The sequence below is a fragment of the Hassallia byssoidea VB512170 genome (assembly GCF_000817785.2).
Classification (GTDB): Bacteria; Cyanobacteriota; Cyanobacteriia; order Cyanobacteriales; family Nostocaceae; genus Hassallia; species Hassallia carrinoi.
This window is the reverse complement of sequence record NZ_JTCM02000151.1, coordinates 1-12,681: the sequence shown is the minus strand read 5'-3', so window position 1 is coordinate 12,681 and position 12,681 is coordinate 1. Positions and strand designations below refer to the sequence as shown.

The window sequence follows — 12,681 nt, the reverse complement described above, 5'->3', positions numbered from 1 at the left end:
TCTCCTTGTAGGAGAGGGGAGTCAGAGAACAAGAATTTACTCCCCCCTTCCCTACTAGGGAAGGGGGGCTGGGGAGCCACTGCGTTGCGCGGGTTCCCCGCGTTGAAGCAAGTGGCGTGGGGTTAGGTCAATTAGCCACCGTCACCGCTTCAGCCACAGCAGTTGCAATTCTCACCCCCAGTCAACCCGCTGATGGCATTACTCCCAGTGCTAAGACAAACCTCGTCTACGCTTTGGGAACTTTAGGCTATGACTTCGGCAGCGAAGCACGGCGCGACTCGTTTAAACAACTGATGCCAAATGTGCAAATTGACGGGACAACTGTCCCTGCGAACCCTTACGATGCCCGTCAAATGGCAGATTACCTGGAACAAAACCCCTCAGAAGCAAAATCTTTAATTTGGACGCTTAACCAAGAACTTACGCCCATTTACGCCATTGATCCTAAAGGTGCATTTGCTGCCGATGTCTACGAAACTTTGCAGGCTGTATTAGCCGGACAGGTACAACCCCAAGACAGTGAAGACTATATTGAACGGGTAAGTTTTCCCGGACGGTTAACCGACAGAACTATCGAGTTGTTTTCTGGACAAGTCGTCCCCGTAGTGACACTACCAAATATCCGGGGGATGTACGGCTGGAAAATTAACAGTCTGGTGAGTGCGGCTGTGGAAACTGTGAGTTCTCAACAAACAAGCGCTGACGAAATCAGGTTGCGAAGATCCCTGAATAGCTTTTTACAAAGAGTGTACTTTGATTTGCAGAACTTAGGGCAAATTTATAAAGATAGAGCGCTGAATTTTGCTGCAACTAACGCCTTTCAAGCTGCTTCTAGCTTTGCTGAGGCTATTTCTAGAGGTATGGAACTTGACAGCATTGAAGTAGAAAAAAGTCCTTTCTGTCGCCTTGATAGCGATTGTTGGGATGTGAAATTGAAGTTTTTTGACCCGGAAAATGGTAGTAGAGCGAAAAAGCTTTATCGATTTACGATTGATGTCAGCTACATCATTCCTGTGACTTTGGGCAAAGTTCGTTCTTGGTCTGTGCCTAAGTAAACTTCCACTCAGACTTCTCTCTATTATACAATTGCAACATGCTCGAATAGAAAACCGCAAAGCCATAAAATGCTTTGCCTTTGGTCTTTCCCAAGAGTATCTTTTGCAAAAAACAGAGGAATCCTACTAAAAATGAAAAAGAAATCTTTGCTACCTCAACTCGCAGTTCCTGTTGTCCGCACCAGCAGTGGCAGTACTAACGCTGACTTGGGTGTAACGGCACAGACTTATTGTGATATTGCTACACGGCAATGTACTCCTTTTGCCGGAGATGACGCTGAGTAATAAGCAAATAGAAGTTGACTGAAAATCTATGTTGGTGCGATCGCTCTTAACTTACTTTACATTCCCCGGCAAAATAGCAAACCGTGCCTTGCTAAATAGTCGTTTCCATTTTATAAGTAAAGTTAAAGCCGTAGTTAATACAGCTTCTTCTGTGGTTATGAATGCTGAAGCTGTGGTTACCAACGCTCATAATAATATAATTAAACTTGAAGCTGTAGTTCATACAGCTTAAGCATTACTTATAAATACTCCTGATAATATAAGTAAACTTGAAGCTGTAGTTAACGCAGTTTCATCTGTGGTTATAAATGCTCAAGCTGTAGTTAACGCAGCTTTATCTGTGGTTATGAATGCTCAAGCTGTGATTAAGATTAGACGCTTCAGATAAATTACGAAAATTTACCAGTAATTATCTGAGAAAAATTACAGTTCTTTGTGGATTTTGCTGAACCAGAATGTAGTTGCAGTAAGACATAGTAACTTTAGAAACCTTACCTTGGAAGTAAATTTATGTCTCGGAGAAAACGTACATCCCGCGTTCTAGAAAATGCTGAGTTAAGATCCGCTGGACTCAAAGCTATTGATCTCAATCTGGATCTTGGGGATGCTTGCAACTTGAAAAACCTGACACAACTAATTGAGGAGTTACGCAATCAGATAGATGGTCATAACACTGCTCTAACCGTGGTCGATTCTTCCAAAGCAAAAATTGAAGAGTTAGAACAATCTTTGGGTATTCTCTCTGAGAAGATGCTCATTGGGATTGCTTTTAAATACGGCAAAGACAGTCACGAATATGAAATGGCAGGTGGTGTTCGCAAAAGTGAACGTATCCGCAAAAGCAGAGCGACCCGCTTGAAAACTGCTGCACAGAAAGCATCCAGCCACGCTCAACCCGTGTAGATGCGTAGGTTGGGCAACTACCGAAGCGATCGCGCTTATTTATTTTGGCATTTTTAAGCAGCGATCGCTTCATTATACCAAATCACCGTTATTTTAAAATAGTCTGAGCAGTAGCGATCGCCTTTTCCACCCCATCTACAACATAAATATTGTTCGGCGACATTTTTTGAAAGAAAACTTTACTTTCTACATCGTCACTCAACAAAATCACTTGCTTGTTTGCTTTTAAAGCTAAAGCAATTTCTGACGCTGTTCCTGCACCCATCCCACAAGCAATCACCAAATCGCTGGAAAGTACATTAATATTATTACGAGCATTTCCCATATCAGTAAAAATGGCAATATCAACAGATAAAGAAATGCCTTTTTGACTATCATCGGGAAGAATCCCAATAACTAAACCATTAGTAGATTTTGCACCCTTACTTGCTGCATCCATCACGCCGACATTTCTACCACCAGTGAGCAAAATCCATTGTTGTTGGGCTATTAGTTTACCAAGTTCATAAGCATTTTGCAAATCCTTTGCTGTTGCCTTTTCACCGGGTCCCATCACACCAATAATGATTTTTCGCATAAATAGGGAATTAAAGCGATCGCATCAACTCAACAACCAACCACCAACAACTATTCACCTACAACTATCCACCTACAACTATCCACCTACAACTATCCACCTACAACGAACTTACCACGCTTCAACCCAATAAACAATTTCTGAAGCTGAACTATCAATCGCTACCCCATAGCTATCTCCATGATTCCATTTAAAGCCTGCGGTTCCTCTGTTTTCTGCATTTAATACTAATATTTCATAAGTAACGGGAAAGGATTCTTGGGCATCACTGGTATAAAAGAAAGTTGTCGGTACACCGTTGGGTAAGTTTGCGTGGTCGTTTGTATTACCTCCTCTATATTTGTGTTTCGCAATTTCTCTGTACTTGAAAAGTACTTTTTTTATTATTTCTGGAGGCTGTTTCATCCTCAGTTGAAGATAACTGCCTTGTTGCGAAAAGCCGGGAGAATAAGCAAGCCGCACATTTGTAGCATCTTGCGGTATTTCATTAGGAAAGTGTTTTATTTGTTTCTTATTAGACCAAATTTGATTACGAATTTCCCGATATTGTGTAATATTAGTTATTGTCTCAGTATCACCTGTGTTGTTAAAAGCTTTTCTGAGAAAAAAACTGCCCCCGACAATACCAAGACTGCTAAGGGACAATAAAAATATCATGGCGATTTTAACTAGATGCGTAGACGTGTAGCGTCTGTCTGTCAGAAAAAGCTTCATCTAATTGAGTGTTTCAATTTTGCGGTCATACAAACTATTATCTGAATTGCTAAAATTTTGAATCTAGCGCAAGACATATTTTTTGATGAGAGTTTAATCAGATCCCCGACTTCGCAAGAGTTGTCGGGGATCTTGTTTTTTACCACCGATGCGGACTGAATAAAATTACAATCGTTCCGATTAAGGAAATTGTCACACCAAGTAAATCATACTTATCTGGTTTTACACCTTCAACTAACCATAACCAAATCAAAGATGAGAGAATGTAAATACCACCATAAGCAGCATATACTCTACCAGCGTTTGAGGCATCTATCTTAGTTAGGGTAAAAGCGAAGATAATTAAAGCTAAGATACCGGGAATAATTAAAAGTATACTTTTTCCCAGTCTGAAAGTCGCCCAAAATGCGTAACAACCGGAGATTTCTCCTAGTGCAGCAACTATAAATAAGACGAATGTTTGCATTTTCTGCTATTTTAAAACAAACATGTTAACGCCGTGTTAGGCTGCAATGGGTGCAAACAGAGGTGTTGTATCTGTGTAGAATCTGACAGAAGCCGCTAAACCGTTTTTGTTGCGATCGCTCAAAGCTACGGCTCTAATTGTTACAGCTTGCCCATCATTTCGTTTATAATGATTCAAAGCTTCAAGAACAAAAAACGAATCGCTGCCGTAAATATTTAGCAAGTCGTGTTCCAAGCTAGCAAAACTAGTCCAATAATCAGAGAGAAACTCTACAATAGCAACCTTACCCTGAACAGGAGCATTGTTGTTAGATTGCATAACACAATCATCTGCTAGGAAAGTAGCGTACAGTTCAACGTTCTTGCTGTCAATAGCTTGCAAGTAAGCGAGATACCACTCGTAAGTTTCTTGTGAAAGCTGATTGATTCTAAGCTTGTCAGTTTTCATAATACTATTGTTTGCTTTAAAAGTGTAAAAAAACAGATGCATAGTTTGTGACTCGCATCTGATGATAAAATAAATATTTACATTTAATTAGAAAGACCCGGCAATCATCCCTGCAAGGACGATAAAACCAATCCAAACATTTTGTTTAAACATCTCCGCATAAACAAAGTTGGGAAGGTCTTTCTTGATTAATTGAAGATATTGCCAAACCCAGCCAATAGCAGCAATTGCCAGACTAATCCAAAATGCATACTTTAGATGCATTAAGATACCTAGCCAAGTAAGCAAAAAGATGGTTGCAGCAAAGAAAATTCCAATCGCTATCGGTGCCTTGTCGCCAAAAAACAAAGCGCTAGAATTAACATTAATACGCTGATCGTCTTCGCGATCGCTCATCGCGTAAACAGTATCAAATCCCAATGTCCACATCACAGTCGCACCCCAAAGTAACCAAGTTGCTTGCGAGAGGTTTTGCGTCACCGCACTCCAGCTAATTAATACACCAAAACCCCAAGCGATGGAAAGCACTAACTGCGGTACAGGAAATACTCTTTTCGCACCAGGATAAAGCAGAATTACTGGTACTGCTGCCACACACAACCAAAAAGAAAGCGGGTTAAGATAAAAGGCAAGAACTGCTGCACAAAACATCGCAACAATCGCGACAACAATACCAACCTTTATAGATAAGGCACGAGAAGCAAGAGGACGCAAGCGAGTTCTTTCCACCTGCGGGTCGATGTCTCGATCCCACAAATCATTCACAATACATCCAGCAGCACTTGTGGCGATAGTTCCTAAAGCGATGACGCCAACTAGCGGTAAAGGTGGTTTCCCTGAAGCTGCCAAAAACACAGCCCAAAGAGCAGGAATCATCAAGATTAACCGTCCTTCTGGTTTGTGCCATCGCAATAGCCGGATAATCACAAGCCACATCGGTTCAGTATTGCTTTCTGGTGTCCTCAGCATAAATAGCAAAAATAACTAGAGATAGATGAGTTAATACATCTTTATATTTATAGAATAGCTTTATTTGCTATTTGTAAAATGACAACTTGGTAACTAGGGATTAGGCACTGGTGGCTAGGTAGTGCGGACTGATGACTGGGTGCAAACAGATCGATGTGAATAATCTCTTTCCTTATCCCTAGTACAACCAGTACCATCACCCCAATCCCTTTTACCATCCTTAAGTGAGAGAAAAATAGATGCTGGATTTAGTTTCAGCTAACTGGGAGAGTACTCCAACTCAAACAGTTGAGCATCGGATTATTGCTGCTATTGATTTAGGGACAAATTCTCTGCACATGGTAATTGTGCGGATTGAACCAACATTACCAGCTTTTAGCATTATTGCCAGAGAAAAAGAAACCGTTCGACTCGGCGATCGCGATCTTAAAACTGGAGAACTAAAACCAGAGATAATGAAAAAAGCGATCGCAGCCTTGGGACGCTTTCAAGAAGTTGCGAAAACTCTCAATGCGGAAACAACTATTGCGGTAGCAACTAGTGCTGTGCGCGAAGCACCCAATGGTAAAGATTTTTTGCAAAGAGTAGAAGATGAGTTGAGTTTAAGCGTTGACTTGATTTCTGGTCAAGAAGAAGCGCGGCGAATCTATTTGGGTGTGCTGTCGGGGCTGGAATTTAATGACCAGCCTCATATTATCATTGATATTGGCGGCGGTTCCACAGAAATAATTTTAGGCGATAGTCATGAAGCGCGAGTTCTCACCAGTACCAAAGTGGGTGCAGTGCGACTAACGAGTGAATTAATTACCACTGACCCCATCAGTAACATTGAGTTTCAGTACTTGCAAGCTTACGCACGCGGTACACTGGAACGTTCTGTAGAAGAAGTGCAAGCAAACATACAGATGGGAGAAATTCCCCGTTTGGTAGGAACTGCCGGCACAATTGAAACTTTAGCGCTGATTCACGCACGGGAAAAGTCCGGCTCTGTCCCGGCAACACTTAACCGCTACGAGTTTAGTTTAAAAGATTTGCGCGAGTTGGTCAATCGCTTGCGGAAGCTGAATTACTCAGAAAGGGCAGCGATTCCAGGAATGCCAGATAGACGGTCAGAAGTGATACTTGCGGGAGCCGTAATCTTACAGGAAGCAATGACCCTTTTAGGCGTTGAATCGGTGACAGTGTGCGAGCGATCGCTGCGGGAAGGGGTGATTGTAGACTGGATGTTGACCCACGGTTTGATTTCAGATAAACTGCGTTACCAAGGTTCTGTAAGGGAGCGGAGTGTTCTCAAACAAGCGAAAAAGTATAACGTCAACTTAGAACATAGCGATCGCGTTGCCAAATTTGCCCTCTCGTTATTTAACCAAACCCAAGGCAAATTACACAACTGGGGTGCAGAAGAAAGACAACTACTATGGGCAGCGACGATATTACACAATTGCGGTCATTATGTTAGCCATAATGCTCACCACAAGCACTCTTACTATCTAATTCGCAATGGTGAGTTACTCGGTTATACAGAAACAGAAATAGAAATCATCGCTAATTTAGCGCGTTATCATCGCAAATCAGCACCGAAGAAAAAGCATGAAAATTACGCCAATCTACTGCACAAAGAAGACAGGCAAATTGTCAGCAAATTGAGTGCAATATTAAGATTAGCAGTTGCCCTTGATAGAAGACAAATTGGTGCGATCGCACGAGTGCAGTGTGAATACAATCCAGATTCTCAGGAATTACAACTGCATATCTTTCCATCTCATCCTGATGACGACTGTGCCTTAGAACTCTGGAGTGTGAATTTGAAAAAAGAGGTGTTTGAGGCAGAATTTCAGTTTAAATTAGTACCTACTTTGTCAACTGCTGTTACAGTTAGCTAGAAACGTAGGGTGCGTTAACGCAGTAACGCACCCTACAGTTTTTGTCGCCGCGACGGACTGTAATCACTCCATACCATGATTACCTGAGAAAACGCTGAGTTTTAACTGAATTTATTGCCCGCATAAATTCATGAAAATCATGCTTTGCTTCTCAGATGAGCCTAAGTAGTAACTGAGATGCTTTGAGAAGTAGAAGGATGAAGGAAAAAACAAGGAGTAACTCATGAAACTCACATCTGTGCTTGCAAGTGCTGCCCTAGTTAGCTTTTTCACATTTTCGGATGTTCCCTTAAAGATAATTAATCCTTCACTAGCTCAAGTATCAGCTCAAGAGACGAATGATACTACAAACTTGACTGTTGACCAAAAGATTGCAATGATAACCGCAAATAAGGGTAAGCCTGAGAGTGCGGAAATGATGCGGCGCTACTTTCCGCAAGAGCTTTCGCCAATCGGTGTTCAACCAGGTGGTGCAGGTATGGTAGTTAACCTTTATAGCCAAAAGAGTAATGTAACGTTCTCTTTATGTACAAACTTCGATGTAGTTGTAGCGGTGAAGAAAGGTAAAGTGACTAAGTTCCCAGCTAATGAAGTAAAGTAAATCAAGCATATTATTTTACCAGCAATGGTGTAACATTTGAACTAACAATTCACTAGTTTTTAACAGGCTTGATCGCCAAAACAAATAAATCATGAAAATGTCCAAAATTGATGCTCGACGTTTGGATCGAATCTCCAAACCAGTGATGCGTCCCCAATGGGCATCTTTAATAATGCTCTTAGCGATCGCTATATCTGCTGCAATAGTAGCGGGGTGGTTTGCAGGGGAAGGCACTATCACTAATATTTTTGCACAGATAAACGTCCTGCAAGCTTCGCCACCAATGTGGCTGCAAGTGCCAATGGTAGCAGGAGAGTATCTGCTTGCCCCGACTGTTATTTTACTAGCGATCGCCTTAGTAACTATGAAAATTTCCCCACTACCTCGCACTTGGTCGCGATTTTTAGTGGTGGGAATTCTGTTGCTGTTGACTATCCGATATATTGTTTGGCGATCGCTTTCCACTCTCAACCTGAGCAACCCTGTAAATGGTACCTTCAGTTTGGCTTTGTTTTTCTTAGAAATGCTGATGCTCAGTAGTGGTTTGATTCAGATGTTTTTGATGCTGAAGCACAAAGAGCGTCCTTGGGAAGCAGACCAAAAAGCAGTTGCTGTCATTGAAGGCACTTTCACGCCGAGTGTAGATATCTTAATACCAACTTACAACGAGCCAATTTTTATTTTGCAGCGGACAATCATCGGTTGTCAAGCTCTCAACTACCCGAACAAAAAAGTTTACTTGTTAGATGATACCAAACGTCCAGAAGTACAGGCGCTGGCTGAGGAATTGGGTTGCGAGTACATGACGCGTCCTGATAATCGTCACGCCAAAGCCGGAAATTTGAATCAAGCGATCGCTCGTACTGATGGAGATTTAATTGTCGTTTTTGATGCTGATTTTGTCCCCACAGAAAATTTTCTCACCCGCACAGTTGGCTTTTTTCAAGATGAACAAATTGCCTTAGTGCAGACTCCGCAAAGCTTCTACAACTTCGATCCGATTGCCCGCAATCTTGGGTTAGAAAACATTCTCACATCCGAAGAAGAAGTATTTTACCGCCAAATTCAACCGCTTCGCGATAGTGCAGGCAGTGTAATTTGCGCTGGTACTTCTTTTGTGGTGCGGCGAAGTGCGTTAAAATCAGTTGGCGGTTTTGTTACCGACTCTCTCAGCGAAGATTACTTCACCGGCATTCGACTTTCAGCTCAAGGCTATCGCTTAGTTTACTTAGATGAAAAATTGAGTGCAGGTTTGGCAGCTGACAACATGGCAGATCAAGCAACTCAACGCCTGCGTTGGGCACAAGGTACACTCCAAGCATTTTTCATCGAGGCAAATCCCCTCACCATTCGCGGATTGCGACCTTGGCAACGACTGGCGCACTTAGAAGGATTGTTGCACTGGTTTACGAGTATTGCTCGTGTCGGTTTTTTGATTGCACCTTTAGCTTATTCGTTTTTGGGAGCGATCCCGATTAAAGCAAGTCCCAAAGAAGTGCTGTATTTCTTTTTGCCCTACTATGTGGTGCAATTATCAGTATTTTCCTGGTTGAATTACCGCAGCCGTTCCGCATTATTGTCAGATATATACTCAGTTGTGCTGACATTTCCCCTTGCATGGACGGTAATTCAAGTGATGCTGAATCCGTTTTCTCGCGGTTTTCAAGTGACACCAAAGGGAACTGCAAGCGATCGCTTCTCTTTCAACTGGAAACTAGCCTTACCTTTGATTGTATTATTTATCATTACAGCCGTCAGCTTCTGGCGCAACTTGGGGATGTTTATGCTCGAAGGTGCTTGGCAGACAATGCCATTAGAAGCTGCCCAACAAGTCAAGGGACTCGGTTTAGGTTGGTTGTGGAGCGTTTATAATTTGGTAGTGCTTGCCGTTGCCTTGTTAGTCTTGCTGGATGTTCCCAAACCTGACCCCTACGCTTGGTTTGATTTGCGTCGCACGGTGCGCTTAGATATAAAAAATCACACTGAAAACAATGTGTCACTGTGGGGGATAACTACAAAGATTTCCGAAATAGGAGCGGAAATTGCCTTAACGCAAGCGGGTTTGCCGGAAATCAAACCAGGAGAAATCTTACCCGTAACTGTGGAAATTCTGGAGGCAAAATTAACCTTGCAAGGTATTGTTACGCAAACTAGCGTTCAAGAAGGATTTCCCACAGTTCGAGTCATGTTTGAATCGGTAAGTCTTTCTCAACATCGTTGCTTAGTAAAAATGCTGTTCTGTCGTCCTGGTCAATGGCGACGTTCTTTGACACCCGGAGAGTTACAATCTTTATTGCTACTATTTAAAGTTTTGTTCAAACCAAGAGCGTTATTTGCTCGCAAAGCTGATATAAGTGCGATCGCACTTGTGAAAGGCTGATGAAAGTAGTAGCGCACACTTTCCTAAGAAAATGCATTATCGTATTGGGAATTGGTAATGGGTAATTGGGCATGGGGCATGGGGCATTGGGCATTGGGCATTGGGCATTGGGCATTGGGCATTGGGCATTAGTAATTGGGCATTGGTAATTGTCTCCCTTGTCTCCCTTGTCCCCCTTGTCCCCCTTGTCTCCCTTGTCCCCCTTGTCCCCCTGCCCCCTGCCCCCTGCCCCCTGCCCCCTGCCCCCTGCCCCCTGCCCCCTGCCTCTTAGTTGAGATGCTTTATTTAGCCACAAAAGCACTATAGTCCTCCAGAGGTCTGATATGGAATTAAAAGATGTGATTTTGCTGTTACATCCAGTAATCGCTGTATTGGTCGTTTTTCCTTTAATCGGTATCGTTGTCAACCGCGCTTTGCAAGTTCGTCAGCGACGCTTGCAAACTGCAACAGACGGTAAGAGTAAAATTCCCCCAGCTGTCGGACAGGAACATGTTAAGTTAGGACGCTGGCTAACAGGATCGGTTGTCGGGATTGTTTTACTAGCGTTGGGTTTCGATATATTTAGCAACATCTTAGAAAAACAAGTTTGGACAAAAGCACCATTTCAAGTTATCTTGGTTGCCTTGTTTTTTGTCGCGACGATCGCTTCATTGGCTCTACTTTATAAAGCAGGCGATCGGAAGTGGCGGGCGATTTTTGCTACCCTTAGTGGAATGGCTTTAGTAGTGCTTGGTTGTCAGGATGGTATCTATCGTAAAACTGACCAATGGTATTTTTCTCACTACTATTACGGCATTACTGTTGCTTTGTTGATGATTTTCTCTTTGGCAATTTTGCCAGATATCTATAAGGATAAAACAAATCGCTGGCGTAATATTCACATCGCTTTAAATACTCTCGCTTTGTTACTGTTTCTCGGACAAGCAATTACAGGACCGCAGGGATTACTAGAAGTTCCTTTGAGTTGGCAAGAATCCTATGTTCAAAAGCTTTACGAGCAACAGTGCAATATTAAACCCTGTACAATCCAAGCACCAAATGTGCCTAAGAAGCCTTAAAAAGTCATATCATAACCGTTGAATTACCGATAATAAAACATGTTTGTAGTCAGGAATATAAGAGAGGACGCTCATTCCTGACTACAAACTTATTAAAGATAGATATTCGCTGATTTATTTACTTTTTGGTGTGATAGGCGATCGCGCTCAAGTTAAAATATCCTAATGATGGGAGCAGTTCACATTAAAGTAAAGCTAACAAACGCAATCGATGAGGCGCTAGTAAATCGGGGATTACTTGCACCTCATCTTCTGCGTGAACATGAAACTCAAGCTTTAGTAGACACAGGTGCAGTCACTTTAGTAATTCCCGCAGCAATAGTACAGCAGCTAGGCTTGCGAATTCGTGGACAACGGGTAGCGCAATATGCTGACGGACGCCAGGAAAGTGTGGGAGTCACCGAACCTGTGATAATTGAGTGTGCAGGACGTGAAACTATTGAGGATGCCCTGGTAACTGGTGATGAAGTTCTTATTGGTCAAGTTGTATTAGAAAAGTTAGACTTCTTAGTGGATTGTAAGAACCAGCGATTAATTCCAAACCCGGCAAATCCTGACTATCCAGTAATGCAAATTAAGTAGCAAATCGGGAATGGGGAATGGGTAATGGGGAATGGGTAATGGGTAATGGGAAAAGGGAAAAGGAAAAGAATTATTACCAATGCCCAATTACCAATTACCACGTTACCAATTACCAAAATCAGACTTGCCGTATTTTGAAGACTGATAAAGCTGTTCAATCCACATACGTATATCATCTTCAGAACCTGACTTGAAAGATTTTCCCGTTACAGGATCGTAAGCTTTCCAATAAATATTACCGTAACGGTCAACTTTTTGCCAAACTTGTAATTCCTGAGAATTGGTTAATAGCGTATCTACCAATCTTTGCCATAAATCATGTAAAAACTTCTTATAAGATGAGGAAGTTAGAAAACTAGTAGCTTCTGTGTTTTCTGATTTAAAACAAATTTGGTTATCTTTCATAAAATTACTCCTGATTTTCTTCAAAAAATTAATTGAAATACCTAATGACAATTTTTTCTGTGAAAAAAATCAGATTTATTCCGATTTTCTCACGAGAAAAGTATTTGTTTTTGGTAATTTTCCTGTAGGCTCATTGCCTGATGTTTTTACAGTAGCGATCAATCGAGAAAAACTAGGGAAGATTCAGCTATTTTTTTCTGACTTACACTTGAAACCGGCGTAGTTCGTTAATTTACGAGTGCGATAATTCATGAATTATCGCTACTTACTCATTCCCGTTTTTGCTTAAGCTTTCAGGCAATGATTAAAACCTCCCCACCATTAGCAACACCCCCTGAGGACATTTGCTTTTGATG

Annotated in this window: 14 protein-coding genes and 1 pseudogene; 8 read left to right on the top strand and 7 right to left on the bottom strand. The window is 41.9% G+C overall.

Going from position 1 to position 12,681, the window contains the following annotated elements:
• Nucleotides 1–149: 149 nt before the first annotated feature.
• The 3 genes and pseudogenes from PI95_RS32445 to PI95_RS32435 form a co-directional block, all read left to right on the top strand.
• Nucleotides 150–1,055, top strand: a pseudogene (locus PI95_RS32445) (PatA/PatG family cyanobactin maturation protease); the annotation flags it as partial.
• Nucleotides 1,056–1,187: 132 nt separating this feature from the next.
• On the top strand, nt 1,188–1,340 hold the full coding sequence (locus PI95_RS32440; protein WP_163519393.1) for an anacyclamide/piricyclamide family prenylated cyclic peptide: 153 nt from the start codon (nt 1,188–1,190) through the stop codon (nt 1,338–1,340).
• Nucleotides 1,341–1,850: 510 nt separating this feature from the next.
• Nucleotides 1,851–2,243 (top strand): hypothetical protein, encoded by a 393-nt coding sequence (locus tag PI95_RS32435; RefSeq protein WP_039752344.1) that lies wholly within the window; start codon nt 1,851–1,853, stop codon nt 2,241–2,243.
• Nucleotides 2,244–2,331: 88 nt separating this feature from the next.
• On the opposite strand, the gene PI95_RS32430 is transcribed toward PI95_RS32435, so the two are convergent.
• From PI95_RS32430 to PI95_RS32410, 5 genes are all read right to left on the bottom strand, one after another.
• Nucleotides 2,332–2,820 carry a TIGR00725 family protein gene (locus tag PI95_RS32430; RefSeq protein WP_039752345.1) on the bottom strand — a complete coding sequence of 163 codons (489 nt, stop codon included), beginning with the start codon at nt 2,818–2,820 and terminating at the stop codon, nt 2,332–2,334.
• A 111-nt stretch (nt 2,821–2,931) separates the two neighbouring features.
• Nucleotides 2,932–3,534 (bottom strand): hypothetical protein, encoded by a 603-nt coding sequence (locus PI95_RS32425; RefSeq protein ID WP_039752346.1) that lies wholly within the window; start codon nt 3,532–3,534, stop codon nt 2,932–2,934.
• A 139-nt stretch (nt 3,535–3,673) separates the two neighbouring features.
• The gene (locus PI95_RS32420) at nt 3,674–4,000 is read right to left on the bottom strand and encodes a YnfA family protein (RefSeq protein ID WP_039752349.1); all 327 of its coding nucleotides are present in this window, start codon (nt 3,998–4,000) and stop codon (nt 3,674–3,676) included.
• Nucleotides 4,001–4,036: 36 nt separating this feature from the next.
• Nucleotides 4,037–4,447 (bottom strand): nuclear transport factor 2 family protein, encoded by a 411-nt coding sequence (locus PI95_RS32415; RefSeq protein WP_039753854.1) that lies wholly within the window; start codon nt 4,445–4,447, stop codon nt 4,037–4,039.
• Nucleotides 4,448–4,534: 87 nt separating this feature from the next.
• Nucleotides 4,535–5,416, bottom strand: a complete 882-nt coding sequence (locus PI95_RS32410) for a 4-hydroxybenzoate solanesyltransferase (protein WP_039752350.1) — start codon at nt 5,414–5,416, stop codon at nt 4,535–4,537.
• A gap of 239 nt (nt 5,417–5,655) precedes the next feature.
• Here PI95_RS32410 and PI95_RS32405 point away from each other — a divergent pair, with 239 nt between their 5' ends.
• From PI95_RS32405 to PI95_RS32395, 3 genes are all read left to right on the top strand, one after another.
• The gene (locus tag PI95_RS32405) at nt 5,656–7,299 is read left to right on the top strand and encodes a Ppx/GppA phosphatase family protein (RefSeq protein WP_039752351.1); all 1,644 of its coding nucleotides are present in this window, start codon (nt 5,656–5,658) and stop codon (nt 7,297–7,299) included.
• A gap of 223 nt (nt 7,300–7,522) precedes the next feature.
• A complete protein-coding gene (locus PI95_RS32400) occupies nt 7,523–7,900 on the top strand; it encodes a hypothetical protein (RefSeq protein WP_039752352.1) in 378 nt (125 codons plus the stop codon).
• A gap of 91 nt (nt 7,901–7,991) precedes the next feature.
• Nucleotides 7,992–10,280: a glycosyltransferase family 2 protein gene (locus PI95_RS32395; RefSeq protein ID WP_039752353.1), complete on the top strand. Its 2,289-nt coding sequence runs from the start codon at nt 7,992–7,994 to the stop codon at nt 10,278–10,280.
• Here the strand turns inward: PI95_RS32395 and PI95_RS32390 are convergent.
• Nucleotides 10,216–10,581 carry a hypothetical protein gene (locus tag PI95_RS32390; protein WP_163519392.1) on the bottom strand — a complete coding sequence of 122 codons (366 nt, stop codon included), beginning with the start codon at nt 10,579–10,581 and terminating at the stop codon, nt 10,216–10,218. The genes PI95_RS32395 and PI95_RS32390 overlap by 65 nt on opposite strands.
• A gap of 22 nt (nt 10,582–10,603) precedes the next feature.
• On the opposite strand from PI95_RS32390, the gene PI95_RS32385 reads away from it, so the two are divergent.
• Complete coding sequence (locus PI95_RS32385) at nt 10,604–11,338, top strand: DUF4079 domain-containing protein (RefSeq protein WP_039752354.1); 735 nt, start codon at nt 10,604–10,606, stop codon at nt 11,336–11,338.
• Nucleotides 11,339–11,503: 165 nt separating this feature from the next.
• On the top strand, nt 11,504–11,920 hold the full coding sequence (locus PI95_RS32380) for a retroviral-like aspartic protease family protein (RefSeq protein WP_052325715.1): 417 nt from the start codon (nt 11,504–11,506) through the stop codon (nt 11,918–11,920).
• Between the two features lie 102 nt (nt 11,921–12,022).
• Here PI95_RS32380 and PI95_RS32375 read toward each other — a convergent pair whose 3' ends face one another.
• On the bottom strand, nt 12,023–12,325 hold the full coding sequence (locus tag PI95_RS32375) for a hypothetical protein (protein ID WP_052325716.1): 303 nt from the start codon (nt 12,323–12,325) through the stop codon (nt 12,023–12,025).
• Nucleotides 12,326–12,681 lie beyond the last annotated feature (356 nt).